This window comes from Caulobacter sp. 05T431, assembly GCF_056665975.1.
This window is the reverse complement of sequence record NZ_JBFTKU010000041.1, coordinates 1-17,898: the sequence shown is the minus strand read 5'-3', so window position 1 is coordinate 17,898 and position 17,898 is coordinate 1. Positions and strand designations below refer to the sequence as shown.

Annotated in this window: 14 protein-coding genes and 1 pseudogene; 9 read left to right on the top strand and 6 right to left on the bottom strand. The window is 68.6% G+C overall.

Annotated elements, in window-relative coordinates; translation table 11 throughout:
* Nucleotides 1-359: 359 nt before the first annotated feature.
* A complete protein-coding gene (locus tag AC1U89_RS24110; RefSeq protein ID WP_479902149.1) occupies nt 360-1,463 on the bottom strand; it encodes an anhydro-N-acetylmuramic acid kinase in 1,104 nt (367 codons plus the stop codon).
* 185 nt (nt 1,464-1,648) lie between these two features.
* Between AC1U89_RS24110 and tyrS the strand changes: the two genes are divergently transcribed.
* The 4 genes from tyrS (at nt 1,649) to AC1U89_RS24090 (ending at nt 5,348) form a co-directional block, all read left to right on the top strand.
* The gene (gene tyrS, locus AC1U89_RS24105) at nt 1,649-2,986 is read left to right on the top strand and encodes a tyrosine--tRNA ligase (RefSeq protein ID WP_479902148.1); all 1,338 of its coding nucleotides are present in this window, start codon (nt 1,649-1,651) and stop codon (nt 2,984-2,986) included.
* A gap of 75 nt (nt 2,987-3,061) precedes the next feature.
* The gene (locus AC1U89_RS24100) at nt 3,062-3,523 is read left to right on the top strand and encodes a peroxiredoxin (protein ID WP_029917301.1); all 462 of its coding nucleotides are present in this window, start codon (nt 3,062-3,064) and stop codon (nt 3,521-3,523) included.
* Between the two features lie 204 nt (nt 3,524-3,727).
* The gene (locus AC1U89_RS24095; protein ID WP_479902147.1) at nt 3,728-4,882 is read left to right on the top strand and encodes a M23 family metallopeptidase; all 1,155 of its coding nucleotides are present in this window, start codon (nt 3,728-3,730) and stop codon (nt 4,880-4,882) included.
* The gene (locus tag AC1U89_RS24090; protein WP_479902146.1) at nt 4,863-5,348 is read left to right on the top strand and encodes a bactofilin family protein; all 486 of its coding nucleotides are present in this window, start codon (nt 4,863-4,865) and stop codon (nt 5,346-5,348) included. Before AC1U89_RS24095 ends, AC1U89_RS24090 begins: the two co-directional genes overlap by 20 nt.
* Nucleotides 5,349-5,405: 57 nt before the next feature.
* Here AC1U89_RS24090 and prfB read toward each other — a convergent pair.
* The 3 genes from prfB to AC1U89_RS24075 form a co-directional block, all read right to left on the bottom strand.
* A protein-coding gene (gene prfB / locus AC1U89_RS24085) for a peptide chain release factor 2 (RefSeq protein ID WP_479902145.1) occupies nt 5,406-6,525 on the bottom strand; the annotation gives its coding sequence in 2 pieces (ribosomal slippage) (nt 5,406-6,455 and nt 6,457-6,525; 1,119 coding nt in all).
* Between the two features lie 93 nt (nt 6,526-6,618).
* Nucleotides 6,619-8,994, bottom strand: coding sequence for a penicillin-binding protein 1A (locus AC1U89_RS24080; RefSeq protein ID WP_479902144.1), 2,376 nt, complete (start codon nt 8,992-8,994; stop codon nt 6,619-6,621).
* Between the two features lie 169 nt (nt 8,995-9,163).
* Complete coding sequence (locus AC1U89_RS24075) at nt 9,164-10,363, bottom strand: N-acetylmuramoyl-L-alanine amidase family protein (RefSeq protein ID WP_479902143.1); 1,200 nt, start codon at nt 10,361-10,363, stop codon at nt 9,164-9,166.
* A gap of 560 nt (nt 10,364-10,923) precedes the next feature.
* On the opposite strand from AC1U89_RS24075, the gene AC1U89_RS24070 reads away from it, so the two are divergent.
* The 3 genes from AC1U89_RS24070 to AC1U89_RS24060 all read left to right on the top strand — a co-directional run bounded on the left by AC1U89_RS24070 (nt 10,924) and on the right by AC1U89_RS24060 (nt 15,990).
* Entirely contained in the window at nt 10,924-13,641 is a 2,718-nt protein-coding gene (locus AC1U89_RS24070; protein ID WP_479902142.1) for an Rne/Rng family ribonuclease, read from the top strand.
* A gap of 148 nt (nt 13,642-13,789) precedes the next feature.
* Nucleotides 13,790-15,220 carry a M48 family metalloprotease gene (locus tag AC1U89_RS24065; RefSeq protein WP_479902141.1) on the top strand — a complete coding sequence of 477 codons (1,431 nt, stop codon included), beginning with the start codon at nt 13,790-13,792 and terminating at the stop codon, nt 15,218-15,220.
* 20 nt (nt 15,221-15,240) lie between these two features.
* The gene (locus AC1U89_RS24060; RefSeq protein ID WP_479902140.1) at nt 15,241-15,990 is read left to right on the top strand and encodes a DsbA family protein; all 750 of its coding nucleotides are present in this window, start codon (nt 15,241-15,243) and stop codon (nt 15,988-15,990) included.
* Here the strand turns inward: AC1U89_RS24060 and AC1U89_RS24055 are convergent.
* Nucleotides 15,987-16,802: a thiazole synthase gene (locus AC1U89_RS24055; protein ID WP_479902139.1), complete on the bottom strand. Its 816-nt coding sequence runs from the start codon at nt 16,800-16,802 to the stop codon at nt 15,987-15,989. The two genes, AC1U89_RS24060 and AC1U89_RS24055, sit on opposite strands and share 4 nt — an antisense overlap.
* 80 nt (nt 16,803-16,882) lie before the next feature.
* Nucleotides 16,883-17,083: a sulfur carrier protein ThiS gene (thiS, locus tag AC1U89_RS24050; RefSeq protein WP_479902150.1), complete on the bottom strand. Its 201-nt coding sequence runs from the start codon at nt 17,081-17,083 to the stop codon at nt 16,883-16,885.
* Between the two features lie 79 nt (nt 17,084-17,162).
* Here thiS and AC1U89_RS24045 point away from each other — a divergent pair, with 79 nt between their 5' ends.
* Both AC1U89_RS24045 and AC1U89_RS24040 read left to right on the top strand, forming a co-directional pair.
* Nucleotides 17,163-17,606, top strand: a complete 444-nt coding sequence (locus AC1U89_RS24045) for a type II 3-dehydroquinate dehydratase (RefSeq protein ID WP_479902138.1) — start codon at nt 17,163-17,165, stop codon at nt 17,604-17,606.
* A 40-nt stretch (nt 17,607-17,646) separates the two neighbouring features.
* Nucleotides 17,647-17,898, top strand: a pseudogene (locus AC1U89_RS24040) (acetyl-CoA carboxylase biotin carboxyl carrier protein); the annotation flags it as partial.

Below are 17,898 nucleotides of genomic sequence, written 5' to 3'. Positions count from 1 at the left end.
AGGCGCGGCTCCAACAGGGCCTAGCGTCGAGAGCTTGCGGATAACGACCGCGCGGAGCGAACGGGCTTCGTCGAAACGGTATTCTTTTTCAAACTCMGGACGATGTCCGGCGCTCCGCAGCCCTTTCCATCAGCTCACAGCCAGATTGGCGTGGGAGCGCGAAGCCGCGTCCCCAAGGCCCTCCCCTGTGGGGGAGGTGGCCGAAGGCCGGAGGGGGAGTGATCGGCAGATGGCCACAGCCCGGATCGACGATCCCAAAAACTCCCCCCACCGATCGCTGCGCGATCGCCTCCCCCACAGGGGGAGGGGCGCGGTCCGTAGGGGGCCAGGGGTCACCCGCACCAGAGGAGCAGGACCTGCTAAGGCTCAATGATCCTGCCGCCCGTCATCGGCGCGGCCACGCCGGTGGTTCCGGGAAAGCTGATCGGCAGCCCTTTCGCCGTCCGCGCCGCCAGGTACGCGAAGGCCTCGGCCTCGATGGCGTCGCCGCGCCAGCCGACGGCTTCGGCGGTCTTGACCGGGACCGGCGCCCGCTCGGTCAGGGCCTTCATGATCTGCGGATTGTGACGGCCTCCGCCGCAAACGATCAGGGCGTCCGGGCGCTGGCCTTGCTCGAACGCCTTGACGACGGCCTCGGCGGTGAAGGCCACCAGGGTGGCGGCGGCGTCCTCGGAGGACAGAGGATCGACCAGGTCGAGCGGGAAATCGTAGCGGTCCAGCGACTTGGGCGCCGGGCCGGAGAAGTAGTCGCTGGCCAGAAAGGTCTTCAGCACCGCCTCGTCGACGACGCCCGCCGCCGCCAGCCGGCCGTTCTCGTCGAACCGCCCCAGGCCCCGCGCCTGCAGCATCAGGTCGATCATGCCGTTGCCGGGTCCTGTGTCGAAGGCCAGCAGGTCGTCGTCGGGACCGATCAGGGTGATGTTGGCCACGCCGCCGATGTTGAGCGCCGCCACCGGCGCCGGCAGGCCCGAGGCCCGGGCCCGGGCCGCGTGGTAGATCGGGGCCAGCGGCGCCCCCTGCCCGCCCGCCGCCACATCGGCCGTGCGGAAGTCGAAGGCCACCGGCCGCGCGCAGGCGCGCGCCAGCCGCTCGGCGTCCAGCAGTTGCACTGTCCGGCCGATCCGGCCCGGATGCGGCCGCTCGTGCAGCACGGTCTGGCCGTGGACGCCCAGCAGGTCGAATTCMGACCAGGCCAGGCCATGTTCGGCCAGGAAGCTTTCGGCGGCGTGGAAATGCTCGTCGGCCACGGCCTGGGCCGCCTCGGCGAAGATATCGGGCGCGGGCTTGTCGCGCGGCCAGCCCCGCGCCACCTCTGTGGCCACCAGCAGCAGGTCGCGCGTGGCTTCGCGCAGTTTCCGCTCGCCGCACGGCCCGAAGGCCTGGATCTCGACGCCGTCGGTCTCGAGCACCGCCATGTCGACCGCGTCGAGCGAGGTGCCGGTCATGAATCCCAGGATACGCATGGTCCCGTTGACTGCCATGGCCCGCGCCGGGTAGCTAGGCCCCATGATCGACGCCCGCKTCCTGTTCCGTTCGTATTACCGCCCGCTGTCCTAGCGGGAGGCCGACGAAGCACGTCGCTTGCACCCCGCCTCGCCGGGGTCGCTGAAGGTCGATCATGCGCTCCGGTTCCTCCCGGAGACCTGAAATGAAACCCTCACAATCGAACCTCGCCGTGCTAGACGGCCCCGCGTCGTCCGATCCGTCCCATCCAGAGAGTCGAGCCATGTCCGCCCCCGCGTCCTTCAAGTCGGAATTCCTCCAGACCCTGCAGGCGCGCGGCTACATCCACCAGATCACCCATCCGGAGGAACTGGACGCGGCGGCCGCCGGCGGGATCGTCACGGCCTACATCGGCTTCGACGCCACCGCCCCGTCGCTGCACGTCGGGTCGCTGATCCAGATCATGATGCTGCGCCGTCTGCAGCAGGCCGGCCACAAGCCGATCGTCMTTATGGGCGGCGGCACGACCAAGGTCGGCGATCCCACCGGCAAGGACGAGAGCCGCAAGCTGCTGAGCGACGCCGACATCGCGGCCAACATCGCCGGCATCAAGCAGGTGTTCGCCAAGTTCCTGACCTTCGGCGACGGCCCGACCGACGCCATCATGGTCGACAACGACGTGTGGCTCAGCAAGTTCGGCTACGTGCAGTTCCTGCGCGACTACGGCGTGCACTTCACGGTCAACCGGATGCTGGCCTTCGACTCGGTCAAGCTGCGGCTCGAGCGCGAGCAGCCGATGACCTTCCTCGAGTTCAACTACATGCTGATGCAGGCGGTCGACTTCCTGGAGCTGAACCGCGCCCATGGCTGCGTGTTGCAGATGGGCGGCTCGGACCAGTGGGGCAACATCCTGAACGGCGTGGAGCTGACGCGCCGCGTCGACCAGAAGGCCGCCTTCGGCCTGACCACGCCCCTGCTGGCCACGGCCTCGGGCGCCAAGATGGGCAAGACCATGTCGGGCGCGGTGTGGCTGAACGCCGAGCAGCTGAGCCCCTACGACTACTGGCAGTTCTGGCGGAACACGGAAGACGCCGACGTCGGCCGGTTCCTCAAGCTGTTCACCGACCTGCCGCTGGACCGCATCGCCGAGCTGGAGGCCCTGCCGGGCGCCCAGATCAACGACGCCAAGAAGGTGCTGGCCGACGAGGCCACCCGCATGGCCCACGGCGAGGATGAGGCCCGCAAGGCTCGTGACGCCGCCGAGAAGGCGTTCGAGCAAGGCGCGCTGTCGGCCGACCTGCCCACCTTCGAGGTTCCCGCGGCGGACCTGAAGGCCGGGATCGTGCTGGCCAACCTGTTCGCCGACGCCGGCCTGGCCGCTTCGCGCGGCGAGGCCCGTCGCCTGGCCCAAGGCGGCGGCGTGAAGGTCAACGACAAGGCCGAGCCCGACGCCAACCGCGTGGTCACCGAGGCCGACCTCATCGACGGTGTCGTCAAGCTGGCGGCCGGCAAGAAGAAGATCGTGTTGGTGAAGCCCGTTTAGGTATCGTATGCCCCGGACGGTCTTCGACTCGTCCGGGCGCTTCGACCCGCCGCGAGTGATTTGAGGAAAAGCACGATGCTGGAACCCGGCGACAAGGCTCCCGATTTCGACCTGGCCACCGACACCGGCCGCGTCAGCCTTTCCGGCCTGAAGGGCAAGAACGTGGTGCTCTACTTCTATCCGAAGGACGACACGGCCGGCTGCACGTCCGAAGCCCTGCAGTTCTCGTCCGAGGTCGAGGAGTTCGCCAAGCTGGGCGCTGTGATCGTCGGGGTGTCCAAGGACAGCGTCGCCTCGCACGCCAAGTTCCGCAAGAAGCACGACCTGACCGTCGAGCTGGCGGCCGACTCCACCGGCGAGATCGTCGAGGCGTACGGCGCCTGGGTCGAGAAGAGCATGTACGGCCGCAAGTACATGGGCATCGACCGCTCGACCTTCCTGATCGACCGCGAGGGCGTGGTCCGCAACGTCTGGCGCAAGGTGAAGGTGCCCAACCACATCAAGGCCGTGCTGACCGCCGCCAAAGCCCTGAAGTAGCGGTGTGGCGCGCCGGCCTCAGGCGTGCGGTTATCGCAACACTAAAAGGCCCCAGCGGTGGCAATCGGCCGCGGAACCTTTTATCGGTTGAATTGTTTAGGCAAAACGTCGCCCTGCGTTCACGCTGGGCGCGAAGTATCTTGCGCGTTTCCGCTTTCTCGTTGCATATCGCCGGGACCTTGAAAACGGGGGTTTCCTAGGGCGATGGCGATCACGCGCTTCAAGCGACTGCGACAATCCCTGGAAGAGCTGTTCCCCGAGCGCCATCTGTATGTGCGCTCCGGCGGCGAGATGCGCGGCTACGTTTTCTCCACCGGCAAGCAACTGATGTGCGCCACCGGGATCGCCGCGGCGGCCCTGTGGATGGGCGTCTGCACCGCGGCCATGATGGTCAACGCCCTGTCGGTCAGCTCGACCGACCAGATGGTCATCAAGCAGAAGGCCTATTACGAGCGCCTCAACGCCGATCGCCAGGCCCGCCTGAACAGCGCCGTGGCCCAGCTGTCGGCCAGCAGCGGCTCGCTGGACGAGCTGGCCAGCTCGGTCGAGAAGCGCCACGCCGCCCTCGCCCTCCTGCTCAGCGACTTCAAGGGCGTGCCCGGCGCGGTCCAGGCCCTGCAGATCGCCAAGCCCCACACGCTGGGCGCCTCGCCGGTCGAGCGCATCCAGGCCACGCGGATGGATCAGGAGCGCCTGATCGACGCCGCCGAGACCTTCGCCAAGAGCCGCGCCGAGCGCCTGCGCCTGGCCATGCGGATGGCCGGCCTGGACGCGGGCTCGTTCACCGGCCGCGGTGGCTCGTCCCTGGGCGGCCCGCTGATCGAGGCCAAGGATCCCCGCGCCCTGGCCGCCGTGCTCGACGTCGACGAAGAGTTCGCCGGCCGCATCCAGCACGCCGCCACCGACATGTCGGACATGCGCCAGCTGAGCGCCGCCTCGCAGAAGCTGCCCTTCTATCGTCCGACCAACAATCCGGCGCTGAGCAGCAGCTACGGCGTCCGCTTCGATCCCTTCACCCACCGCCCGGCGTTCCATTCGGGCCTGGATTTCCCCGGCTCGTTCTACACGCCGATCATGGCCACCGCCCCGGGCGTGATCTCGTTCGTCGGCGTGCGCTCGGGCTACGGCAACGTCGTCGAGATCGACCACGGCAACGGCTTCAAGACCCGCTACGCCCACCTGCAGGCCGCTTCGGTCCGGGTCGGCCAGCGTGTCGCCATCGGCCAGCGTATCGCGGCCATGGGCTCGACCGGCCGTTCGACCGGTCCGCATCTGCACTACGAAGTATGGGTCAACGGACGGGCTCAGAACCCGAACCGCTTCTTGAAGGCTGGTGAGTATGTTCAGCAAGCAAGCTAAGGCGCCCAAGGGGCCGGCCCGCATCGAGCCGCTGCCCATGTCCATGGCGCCCGTTCCCGAAACGGCCCGTAAGGCGCCGCCCAAGGTGGCGTCGCTGATCTCGCCCGACATCACCATCGAGGGCGGCATCACCGGCGACGGCGAGCTGCAGATCGATGGCGTGGTCCGCGGCGACGTCCGCGTCGGCCGGCTGACGATCGGTGAAACAGGCCACATCGAGGGCTCGGTCTACGCCGAGGCGGTCGAGGTGCGCGGTCGCATCGTCGGGGCGATCACCGCCAAGCAGGTCCGCCTCTACGGCACTTCCTACATCGATGGCGACATCACCCACGAGCAGCTGGCGATGGAGACCGGGGCGTTCTTCCAAGGCCGCAGCCTGAAGTTCCAGCGCCCGGCGGCCMCGCCGCAGCCGGCGCCAGCGCCGCAACCGGCGCCGGCCCCCGCCCTGGCCAAGCCGGCGGGCTAAACGAAAACGCCCCGGAGCGATCCGGGGCGTTTTGCTTTTCCGAGGACCGCGCCGGCCTTAGGCCGAAGCGTCCCGCGTCGCCCCGACCCGCTGGGCCAGCGAGGCCCCCATGAAGGCATCCAGGTCGCCGTCAAGCACGCCCTGGGTGTCTGACGTCTCGACGTTGGTCCGCAGGTCCTTGACCATCTGGTAGGGCTGCAAGACGTAGCTGCGGATCTGGTGGCCCCAGCCGATGTCGGTCTTCTGGTCCTCCAGCGCCTGCTGGGCGGCTTCTCGCTTCTGCAGCTCGGCCTCGTAGAGCCGGGCGCGCAGCATCTTCCAGGCTTCCTCGCGGTTCTGGTGCTGAGAGCGGCCGGCCTGGCAGGCCACGGCGATGCCGGTCGGGATGTGCGTCAGACGCACGGCCGAGTCCGTCTTGTTGATGTGCTGACCGCCGGCGCCGGAGGCCCGGTAGGTGTCGGTGCGCACGTCGGCCGGATTGATCTCGATCTCGATCGTGTCGTCGACCACAGGATAGACCCAGGCCGAGGCGAACGAGGTGTGGCGCCGGGCGCTGCTGTCATAGGGGCTGATGCGCACCAGGCGGTGCACCCCGGCCTCGGTCTTCAACCAGCCGTAGGCGTTGGGGCCCTTGACCAGCAGGGTCGCGGACTTGATCCCGGCCTGGTCGCCGTCGGTCTCTTCGATCAGCTCGGTGGTCATGCCGTGGGCGTTGGCCCAGCGGGTGTACATCCGCAGCAGGATTCCGGCCCAGTCGCAGGACTCGGTGCCGCCGGCCCCGGAGTTGATCTCGATATAGGCGTCGTTGCCGTCGGCCTCGCCCGACAGCAGGGCCTCGAGTTCGGCGCGGGCGGCGCGGTCCTTGATAGCCTTCAGCTGGGCACGGGCGTCCTCCAGGGAGGCTTCGTCGCCTTCCATGTCGGCCAGTTCGGCGTAGTCGACCGCGTCCTTGACGTCGCGTTCGATGCTTTGCACGGCCTCGACGCGGGCGGCCAGGCTGGCGCGTTCGCGGGAGACGGCCTGGGCTTCCGACGGACGGTCCCAGAGGGTCGGGTCCTCGACCCGGGCGTTCAGCTCATCGAGCTTTCTAAGGGCGACATCCCAGTCAAAGACGCCTCCTGAGCAGTCCCACGGACTGCTCGATGTCGGCCGCGGCGGCCTCGACATCCGGTCTCATCACGTAGCTCCGTGACAGTGTTGAAGGGCGCGGGATGTAGCCCGCGCCCGGATTCGGCGCAATGACTCCGGGGGCGATTGCCTGACGAATAGATCAGTAAAGCCCGTTGATGTCGGGCGCCTGGGTGGGCGGCTTGGCCGGGCCCTGGGTCGGGGCCGGACCGATCTGGCCGCCCGGCCAGGCCTCGTCGTAGGGCTGCGGGCCGGTGTTCTCGGTCGGCGCCACGACCTTGGGCTCGGTGCCGGGGCGGAAGGCCTCGCGGATGCCGCGCACCATGGCGAACTTGGCGTTCTTGGGCGCCTTGAACTCGGTCTTGGGCTGGCCCTTCAGCGCTTMGCGCATGAAGTCCATGAAGATCGGCACCGGGCCGGTAGCGCCGGTCTCGCCCTCGCCCAGCGAACGGTTGTCGTCGAAGCCGATGAACACGCCGACCACCAGGTTGGGCGAATAGCCCATGAACCAGGCGCTGCGGTACTCGTTGGTCGTGCCGGTCTTGCCGGCCAGCGGATAGCCCAGCGAGCTGGCCTGGGCCGCCGTGCCGCGCTGGACTACCCCCTGCAGCATCGAGGTGATCTGGTAGGCGGTGATCGGGTCCATGACCTGCTCGCCCAGCGCCGGGATGCGCGGGCTCTCGTCGCCGTTGAAGCCGGCGTTGCAGCGGACGCAGTCGCGCTTGTCGGCGCGGAAGATCACCTTGCCCTCGCGGTCCTGCACCAGCTCGATCAGGTGCGGGTCGACCCGGCGGCCGCCGTTGACGAACGCGGTGTAGGCCGTGGTCAGCTTGAAGGGCGTGGTCTCGCCCGCGCCGAGGGCCATGGCCAGCACCGGAGCCATGTCGTGGGTCACGCCGGTCTTCTTGGCGGTCTCGACGATCTTCTTCATGCCGACGCTCTGGGCCAGGCGCACGGTCATGGCGTTGATCGACTGCTCCAGTCCCTTGCGCAGCGGCAGGGCCCCATAGAACTTCTTGTGATAGTTCTCGGGGCTCCAGTCCTCGCCGTTGGCCCCCTTCAGGGTGATGGCGGCGTCGACCACCACGCTGGCCGGCGTGTAGCCGTTCTCCAGGGCCGTGGCGTAGACGAACKGCTTGAAGGCCGAACCCGGCTGGCGCATCGCCTGGGTGGCGCGGTTGAAGTTCGACAGCGAGAAGCTGTAGCCGCCCACCAGGGCCACGACGCGACCGGTATAGGGCTCCATCGCCACCAGGGCCCCGTTGACGATCGGGACCTGGCGCAGGCGGTAGTTGGGCGAACTGTCGGACTTCTCGACGAACACCAGGTCGCCGACCTTCAGCCCCTTGGTGGCGTTGGCCCAGGCCATGTCCTCGCCGGCGATGGCCCCCTCGCCTTYCCCCTTGGCCAGGCGGACGCCGCCCGAGGCCGAGGTGACGATGGCCGGACGCCAGCCGCGGCGCTCCGACGGCGGGGCCTTCTTCAGCGCTTGCTTCTCCCAGTCCGCGTCCAGGGCGTCGACATGGCCCCAGGCGCCGCGCCAGCCATGGCGGCGGTCGTACTTCTCCAGGCCTTCCATCAGCGCCACCCGGGCCGCGGTCTGCAGCTTGGGGTCCAGGGTGGTGCGCATGTAGTAGCCGCCCTCGTTCAGGCGGGGGCCGAGGGTGGCGACGCCGCGCTGGCGCACTTCCTCGACGAAATAGTCGGCGTCGCGGTACTTGGCGCGGCTGGGCGCGGCCTGGACGATCAGGTCCTCGGCCATCGCCTTGCGGGCGTCGGCCTGGCTGATCCAGCCCTGCTCGGCCATCTGGCCCAGGATCCAGTCGCGGCGGGCCTTGGCCTTGGCCTTGTTACGGATCGGATGGTAGTTGTCCGGGCCCTTCGGCAGGGCGGCCAGATAGGCGCATTCGGCCAGGCTCAGCTCGGGCAGCGACTTGCCGAAATAGTTGTAGGCCGCCGCGCCGACGCCGTACGAGCGGTAGCCCAGCCAGATTTCGTTGAGATACAGCTCGAGGATCTGCTGCTTGGACAGCGACTGCTCCAGGCGATGGGCCAGGATCGCTTCCTTGAACTTGCGCCCGACCGTGGCGTCGCTGGTCAGCAGGACGTTCTTGGCCACCTGCTGGGTGATCGTCGAGCCGCCTTCCAGGCGTCGGCCGCGCGCGGCGTTGCCGACGTTGTTGAGCATGGCGCGCGAGAAGCCGCCGACGTCGACGCCGCCGTGCTTGAAGAAGTTATGGTCTTCGGCCGCCAGGAAGGCCTGGGCCAGCTGGGGCGGGATCTGGTCGTACGGGACGAAGATTCGGCGTTCCTTGCTGTACTCGCCGATCAGGGTGCCGTCCCAGGCGTAGACGCGCGTGGCTGTGGGCGGACGATAGTCCTGCAGCTCGCCCGCGTCGGGCATGTCGTGGAACAGCCAGGCGGCGTAGATGGCGATGGTGAAGCCCGCCACGGCGATCGCGGACAACACCGCGACACCGGCGATGGCGATCCATCGTTCTCTGGGCTTCAGATCCACGCAGCCTCCGTCGGGCGACGCACTTTCGCCCGCTCCGTTCGAATCCTCTAGAGCGCGATCGGCAAAAAGGTAAGCGGTTTCGCCGTCGCAGGGATCGGCCACGTCCGACGCGTCTTCCCCCGCATGGCTCTAGCGCGCATCGGGCGAGGCGCCAACGGCTCTCGCCGGGCTAGCGAGCGGCGAGCCTGGTCTGGGTGGCGAAATAGGATTCGATCGAGCCGGCGACGGCGTCCATCAGCCGGTCGCGGCCGGCGGGGGTCTTCAGCAGCTGTTCGTCGTCGAGATTGGTGATGAAGCCCATTTCCAGCAGCACGGCGGGCACGTCGGGGGCCAGCAGCACGATGAAGCCCGCGTCGCGGTGGCTGCGGCGCAGCAGGGTCGTCTCCTCGCCCACCGACTGCAGCAGGGTCTCGGCGAAGGCGGCCGAACGGTTCTTGGTGGCGCGCTGCGACAGGTCCAGCAGGATCTGGCTGACCGCGCGGTCGCGGCCCGGCAGATTGGCCTTCATCAGCCAGTCGTCCTTCTCGAGCACCCGCGCCACGCGCTCGGTGCCCTTTTCCGATAAGGTGTAGACGCTGGCGCCCCGGGTCGTCGCGTCGGGACCCGAATCGGCGTGCAGCGAGATGAACAGGTCGGCGTCGGCCCGTCGGGCGATCTGCACGCGGCTTTCCAGGGGCACGAAGGTGTCGGACTGGCGGGTCATGACCACGGTGTAGCGGCCSGACTTCTCCAGCTTGGCCTTCAGCGCCTTGGCGGCGGCCAGGGTGACGTCCTTCTCGGCGGTGTTGGCGCCCGACGAGCCGGGATCCTTGCCGCCGTGGCCGGCGTCGATGACGATGACCTTCTTCAGGCGCAGGGCCGAGGCCTTCACGGGCGCCGAGACCAGGGTCGGCTTCAGGACCGGGGCCTGTACGGCGCCCGGCGCATCCGTGGACTTCAGGTCGATGACATAGCGGTAGGCCGAAGCGCCGTCGCCCGGCGGAAGCAGGAAGCGCCGACGGACCTCGGCGTTGGCCTTCAGGTCCAGGCGCAGGCGCGCGCCGCCGGCGGCCTCGTCGATCGCCCAGCGCTCGACCAGGCCCTGGCCGGTCCCCTGCAGGTCGCCGCCGGTCGTCACGTTGGGCAGGCCGATCACCACGCGGCGGTCGCCGGCCCCGTCGGCCAGCAGCTTGCCGGTCGCGGCGCGGTCCAGGTCGATGACGATGCGGGTTTCGTTGCGGTCGCCGCCGAAGCGGACTTTCTGCACGCCGGCGGCCGGCGCGGGGCCCTGGGCCATGGCCACGGCGACGCCGGCCAGGGCCAGGCCGCCGACGATCATCGCCGCCCGCGCCCATCCTGTCCTCGCCGCCGAGATCAGAACCCTGCTCATGCCTACCGTCGCCCCCAGGCGCTCAACTTAAACCGAAAAACTGATATGCGCATTTTACGGTAGAGAAAGCGTTAACCTCGCACGCGACATGGCCGCGCAGGGCCGTGCAGTMGAGCGCTTTTCTTTTGCGGCGCGATGTTGCTACACTATGGTCCGCGCGCTGAGCGCCGTGATCGTCATGGCGGAAAGCGTGAGCGGTTCCTATCTCACGGACGCGCTTGCATTCTTTGAGGATGCAATTCGCATTCATGGCCGGAACCGCCGGACTGAAACGAGTTTGGGTTCGATTACCAGCGTGAGGCGCGAAGCCTTCGCATGGATCGACCCGCAGGGCCCGCGTCGGGCCCTTAAGCCGCCCCGGCGTCGACGCTCCATCCGATCCGCGCCCTCCGGCGCGTTTAAGGAACACAGAAACCTTATGGGCTGCGCCGCACCCGACCGCCTTTGGCGACCGACCTTCCGCAACCGCTTCGGCGGGGCGACGGGCGGTGACGTGCGCGCCTTTCAATCATATCGGCGCCCGGACCTAGCGTCCGCCGCGCGCCGTGGAGATACCTTTTATGTCGAAGAAGATGTTGATCGACGCCGCCCACGCAGAAGAGACGCGTGTGGTGGTCGTGGATGGCGCCCGCGTTGAAGAGTTCGATTTCGAGAGCCAGACCCGCAAACAACTCCGGGGAAATATCTATCTCGCCAAGGTGACCCGCGTTGAGCCCAGCCTGCAGGCTGCGTTCATCGAGTACGGCGGCAACCGCCACGGCTTCCTGGCCTTCAACGAAATCCACCCGGACTACTACCAGATCCCGGTCGCCGACCGCGAAGCGCTGATGCGCGACGACTCGCATGACGACGAGGACGATCACCATCACGCCCGCGAGGACGATGACKGCGACGCGGTCGACGACGAGGAAGACGCCGTCGAGGAAGAACTGGCGCGCCGCAAGCGCCGCCTGATGCGCAAGTACAAGATCCAGGAAGTGATCCGCCGCCGGCAGATCATGCTGGTCCAGGTCGTCAAGGAAGAGCGCGGCAACAAGGGCGCGGCCCTGACCACCTACCTGTCGCTGGCCGGCCGGTACGGCGTCCTGATGCCCAACACCGCCCGCGGCGGCGGCATCAGCCGCAAGATCACCACGGTCACCGACCGCAAGCGCCTGAAGAGCGTCGTCCAGGGCCTGGACGTGCCGCAGGGCATGGGCCTGATCGTCCGCACGGCCGGCGCCAAGCGCACCAAGGCCGAGATCAAGCGCGACTACGAGTACCTGCTGCGTCTGTGGGAGAATATCCGCGACAACACGCTGCACTCGATCGCCCCGGCGCTGATCTACGAGGAGGAAGACCTCGTCAAGCGCGCCATCCGCGACATGTACGACAAGGACCTGGAGGGTATCTGGGTCGAGGGCGAGGCCGGCTACAAGGAAGCGCGCGACTTCATGCGCATGCTGATGCCGAGCCAGGCCAAGAAGGTCTTCCCGTACCGCGAGCCCGCGCCGCTGTTCGTGAAGAACAAGATCGAGGACCACCTGGCCCAGATCTATTCGCCGGTCGTGCCGCTGAAGTCCGGCGGCTATCTGGTGATCAACCAGACCGAGGCCCTGGTCGCCATCGACGTCAACTCGGGCAAGGCCACGCGCGAGCGCAACATCGAGGCCACCGCGCTGAAGACGAACGTCGAGGCCGCCGAGGAAGCCGCGCGCCAGCTGCGCCTGCGCGACTTGGCCGGTCTGATCGTCATCGACTTCATCGACATGGATGAAGCCAAGAACAACCGCACCGTCGAGAAGGTCCTCAAGGACGCGCTCAAGGACGATCGCGCCCGCATCCAGATGGGCAAGATCAGCGGGTTCGGTCTGATGGAGATCAGCCGCCAGCGTCGCCGCACCGGCGTGCTGGAAGGCACCACCCACGTCTGCGAACACTGCGACGGCACCGGCCGCGTGCGCTCGGTCGAGTCCAGCGCCCTGGCCGCCCTGCGCGCGGTCGAGGTCGAGGCCCTGAAGGGCGGCGGCGCCGTCACCCTGAAGGTCAGCCGCCCGGTCGGCATCTACATCCTCAACGAAAAGCGCGCCTATCTGCTGCGCCTGCAGCAGACCCACGCCCTGTTCGTCACGGTCCTGGTCGACGACAGCCTGCACCAGGCCGAGCACGACATCGACCGCACGGAACTGGGCGAGCGCCCCGCCCCGCAGATCTTCGCGCCCATCGAGCCCGAGCCCGACTATGACGACGAGGCGTTCGAGGACGAGGAGGAAGACGAAGACGACGACATCGTCTCCGAGGACGAAGACGAAGGCGAGGACGACGAAGCGCCCCGCGCCGCCCGTCCGGCCCGCGCCGAAACGTCCGACGACGAAGGCGGCCGTCGCGGCCGCAAGCGCCGCCGCCGCGGCGGTCGTCGCGACGACCGTGAAGAAGGCCAGGCCGAAGCGGCCGCCGACGACGAGGACGACGCCGAGGGCGCCGACCGCGCCGAAGGCGACATCGAGGGCGAGGACGAGGAATCGCGTCGTCGTCGTCGCCGTCGCGGGCGTCGCGGCGGCCGTCGCGGCGGTCGCGAGGACGGCGATCGTCCGGCCGACGTCTTCGCCTGGACCCGTCCGCGGGTGCCGTTCGGCGAGAACGCCTTCGTCTGGCACGACCCGGCCGAACTGGACGGTCGGGGCGCGCGTCCCGAGCGGGCCGAGCGCGCCGAGCGCGCTKAGCGTCCGGAACGGACTGAAGCCCCCGTGGCCGAGCGCGCCGAGCGTCCTGAACGCGCGGAACGCAGCGAGCGCGGTGAGCGCGGCGGTCGTCGCGGACGCGGTCGCGACCGTGGCGAACGCGCCGAGGTCTCGGACGCCCCGCGCGCCGACCGCGGTCCCGCCCCGCGCGTCGACGTCGCCGAGCTGGAAGCCGCGCCGTTGCCGCCGCCCGTGATCGAAGGCCCGCCGGCCGACGTCTGGGTCGAACTGCCCCCGCAGGACGAGGCGCCCAAGAAGGCGCGTCGTCCGCGTGGTCGCGGCCGCAAGGCCGACGCCGCTGACGCCGCTGACGCCGCCGAGGCTCCGGCCGAAGCGGCCGTCGTCGAGACGGTCGTGGACGCGCCCCTGGTCGCGGCCGACGTCGAGGTCCCGGCTCCGGCCGTGGTCGAGGCCGCGCCCGAGCCGGTCGCCGAACCGGAACCCGTCGYGGTCGCCGCGGCGGAGCTGGCCCCCGTCCCGGTCGCGGTCGAGCCCGACCCGGCCGAGATTCTGACGCCCCCCGAAAAGCCCAAGCGCGGCTGGTGGCGTCGGGGCTAGGCCCCTTGGATGAAGCTCGGCGGCGCCCTGGTTCCGCCGAGCTTCACCCCTATATCCGCTGGAAGCTCGTTCGACCGATGTTCCCAGGTCGCCGAGAACCGCGTTAGACTGCCGGCTTGAGCGCGGGGGCGCGATCAGGAGAGTTTCGATGACCTCCCGGATAAGGGCGGCTTCCGAAAGCGTGACCAGGAAGACGGGTTCGGCGCTGTCCGCGCTGGCCCTGCTGGCGGCTATCCTGGCCCCGGCCGCGCCGGCGCGCGCCCAGGACGGTCCCTCGCTGATCCGTGACACCGAGATCGAAGAGATCCTGCACCGCGACGCCGACCCGATCTACGCGGCGGCGGGTCTGGACCCCAAGACGGTCCGCATTCTGCTGGTCGGCGACAAGGAACTGAACGCCTTCGCCACCCAGGGCCTGATGATGGGCCTCAACACCGGCCTGATCCTGCAGACCGAGACGCCCAACCAGCTGAAGGGCGTCATCGCCCACGAGACCGGGCACTTGGCCGGAGCCCACCCGCTGCGTTCAGGCGAGATGATGCGGGCCGGCCTCAAGCCGATGATCCTGACCATGGGCCTGGGCGTCCTGGCCGCCCTGGCCGGGGCTCCCGACGCCGGGGCCGTGCTGCTGGGCAACGCCAGCTATTTCGGCCAGCTGGGCGCTCTGGGCTACAGCCGCGACCAGGAATCGCGCGCCGACCAGGCCGGCGCCGGGTTCCTGGAGGCCACCGGCCAGTCCGGCCGCGGCCTCGTCGAGTTCTTCGACAACTTCCGCTATCAGGAGGTCTTCGACCAGTCGCGGCGCTACGCCTATTTCCGCAGCCACCCCCTGTCGGGCGACCGGATCGACGCCCTTCGCAGCCGGGTCGAGAAGCTGCCGCATTATAACGCCGTCGACGATCCGGCCTCGCTGGCCGAGCACGAGATCATGAAGGCCAAGCTGGAGGGTTTCATCAATCCCGGCGTGGCGATCGTGAAGTACAAGGAGACCGACCGCGCCTTCCCGGCCCGCTACGCCCGCGCGATCGCCTACTATCAGATGAAGGAACCCGATCGGGCCCTGAAGATCCTCGACGGCCTGATCGCCGAGAACGAGAACAATCCCTATCTTTGGGAGCTCAAGGGCCAGATCCTGTTCGAGTTCAACCGCGTCAAGGAGGCCGAGGAGCCACAGCGCCGGTCGGTGGCCCTCAAGCCCGACGCGGCCCTGCTGCGCGTCAACCTGGGCCAGACCCTGATCGGCCAGGACGATCCCAAGAAGGTCGAGGAAGGCATCGCCGAGCTGAAGCGCTCGCTGCTGGACGAGAGCGACAATTCCGTCGCCTGGCGTCTGCTGGCCCAGGCCTATGACAAGCGCGGCGAGGACGGCAAGGCCCGCCTGGCCACCGCCGAGCAGTACTTCAACATGGGTGCCACCCAGGAGGCGCGCGTCTTCGCCATGCGGGCCCGCGAACTGCTCAAGAAGGACAGCGTCGAATGGCGCCGCGCCACCGACATCGTCCTGACCTCKAACCCTTCCAACCAGGACCTCAAGGACCTGGCCAAGGAAGGCGCCGTCACCTCGGGCCTGCGCCGCTAGGCCCCTTTCCAGAGACTTCCATGATCAAGACCTTCCGCCCGCTGGCGATCGCCGCCGCGTCCATCGCCGCCCTCTCCCTGATCGGCTGCGGACAGGCCAACGCCGACAAGGCCTTTGGCGAGAAGGTCCACGCCTATCTGATCGAGCACCCTGAGGTGCTGGTCGAGATGAGCAACAAGCTCCAGGCCAAGCAGGCGGCCGAGAAGGCCAGTTCCGCCAAGGGCGCGATCAACAAGTACCGCCAGGCGCTGGAGCGCGATCCGCGCGACTTCGTGGCCAATCCGAACGGCTCGATCACGGTCGTGGAGTTCTTCGACTACCGCTGCGGCTACTGCAAGCTGGCCGCGCCGCAGATCGTCGACCTGATCCAGAAGAACCCCGACGTGCGCTTCGTGTTCAAGGACTTCGTGATCTTCGGCCACGACTCCGAGGTCGCCGCCCGCCTGGTCCTGGGGGCCAAGGACCAGGGCAGGACCATCGAGCTGCACAAGCGCCTGATGGCCGAGAAGAGCCTGGACGCCGGAGCCGTCATGCGCATCGCCCAGGAGATGGGGATCGACCTGACCAAGGCCCGCGCGGTCGGCGAGTCCGAGGCCGTCACCCAGCACCTGGCCGACACCCACGCCCTGGCCGAGGCCCTGGCCATCGAAGGCACGCCGGCCTTCTTCGTCGGCGACACGATGATCCCCGGCGCCGACATGCACGCCCTGAAGCTGGCCATCGACCAGGCCCGGGCGGGTCAGGCCAAGAAGGCCTCGGCTCCGGTCTAGATCAGCCCGGCCAGCGGCGAGCTGGGGTCGGCGTAGAGCCGCTTCTGCATCCGGCCCGCGAGGTACGCCTCGCGGCCGGCGATCACCGCGTGCTTCATGGCCCGGGCCATGCGGATCGGGTCCTTGGCCTCGGCGATGGCGGTGTTCATCAGGATGGCGTCGCAGCCCAGCTCCATGCCGATCGCCGCGTCCGAGGCCGTGCCCACGCCCGCGTCGACCAGGACCGGCACCTTGGCGTTCTCGACGATGATCCGCAGGTTCACGCGGTTCTGGATTCCCAGGCCCGAACCGATCGGCGCGCCCAGCGGCATGATCGCCACCGCCCCGGCGTCTTCCAGCTTCCGGGCGTAGACCGGGTCGTCCGAGCAGTAGACCATCACCTGGAATCCCTCGGCGACCAGCAGCTTCAGCGAGCGCAGGGTCTCTTCCATGTCGGGATAGAGGGTCTTGGGGTCGCTGAGCACTTCCAGCTTCACGAGGTCCCAGCCGCCGGCCTCGCGGGCCAGGCGCAGGGTGCGCACGGCGTCCTCGCCGGTGAAGCAGCCCGCGGTGTTCGGCAGGAAGGTGAATTCGGTCGGCTTGACGTAGTCGACCAGCAGCGGCTGGGTCGGGTCGGTCAGGTTCACGCGGCGCACGGCCACGGTGACGATCTCGGCGCCCGCCGCCTTCGCCGCCGCGGCGTTGGTGGCGTAGTCCTTGTACTTGCCGGTCCCGACGATCAGCCGCGAGCGGAAGGTGCGGCCGGCGACGGTCCAGGTGTCTTGCGCCTCATCGGCGGGGACGGCGGATTCGGGGGGGACGTGCGCGTTCATGGCCTGCATGTACGCTCGCGAGGCCGGGGTTTCAAACCCCGGAGGACCCCTTAGCCCCCGCCGATGCCTCGGGGGCGTCTTCAGCCCCCGCCGATGAACGTGACGATCTCGATCCGATCGCCGTCGGCCAGGATCGTATCGCCATAGGTCGAGCGCGGCGCGATCTCGAGATTGCGCTCGACGGCCACCTTGCGGGCGTCCAGCCCCAGGGTCGCGACCAGGTCCGCGATGCTGATGATGTCGGCGATGTCGCGTTCCTCGCCGTTCAAGAGAAGCTTMATGTCACCTCCGAAGCGAGCCCTGCTTGTGACGCGAGGGAACCGGCTATACAAGACCTCCCGGAATCGACGGCGGAGCCGAATGGCAAAACCCATCCATGTGCTGAGCGGGCCCAACCTCAACCTGTTGGGAACGCGCGAGCCCGAGATCTACGGCAAGGACACGCTCGACGATGTCCGTGCGCGCTGCGAAGCGCGGGCGGCCGCTCGGGGCCTTTCCGTCGTCTTCCGGCAGAGCAATCACGAAGGCGTGCTGATCGACTGGGTCCAGGAAGCCCGGACGGAGGCCTGCGCGTTGGTGATCAATCCGGCGGGCTACGGCCACACGTCGATCGCCCTGCTCGACGCTCTGAAGACCTTGAACATCCCGGTCATCGAGTGTCACCTGTCCAACCCGGCGGCGCGTGAGGATTTCCGCCGCCACACCTTCGTTTCGCTCGCGGCGACCGGACTGGTCTCCGGCTTCGGCGCGGCGAGCTATGAACTGGCGATCGAGGCCGCAGCCGGCCTGATCGGCGCGAACTAGCCGGCGACCCCGGCTTCAGAAGACAGCAAGGTAAGCTTCCATGTCCAATCCCAAGGCCCCCGCCGATCCGGTCGAGACCCCGTCGATCGACGCCCGCCTGGTCCGCAAGCTGGCCGACATCCTGAAGGACACCGGCCTGTCGGAGATCGAGGTCGAGCACGCCGGCCTGAAGATCCGCGTGGCCCGTGAACTGACCGTCGCCGCCGCGACCACCTATGTCGCCGCGCCGCAGGCCGTGGCCGCCCCGGCTCCGGCCGCCGCCGCGCCCGCCCCCGCCGTCGAAGCTCGAAGC

What these genes read in the sequence shown, in the direction of transcription:
- AC1U89_RS24100 (WP_029917301.1), top strand. Translation starts at nt 3,062, where the DNA reads ATGCTGGAACCCGGCGACAAGGCTCCCGATTTCGACCTGGCCACCGAC.
- AC1U89_RS24095 (WP_479902147.1), top strand. Translation starts at nt 3,728, where the DNA reads ATGGCGATCACGCGCTTCAAGCGACTGCGACAATCCCTGGAAGAGCTG.
- AC1U89_RS24060 (WP_479902140.1), top strand. Translation starts at nt 15,241, where the DNA reads ATGATCAAGACCTTCCGCCCGCTGGCGATCGCCGCCGCGTCCATCGCC.
- AC1U89_RS24055 (WP_479902139.1), bottom strand. Translation starts at nt 16,802, where the DNA reads ATGAACGCGCACGTCCCCCCCGAATCCGCCGTCCCCGCCGATGAGGCG.
- AC1U89_RS24045 (WP_479902138.1), top strand. Translation starts at nt 17,163, where the DNA reads ATGGCAAAACCCATCCATGTGCTGAGCGGGCCCAACCTCAACCTGTTG.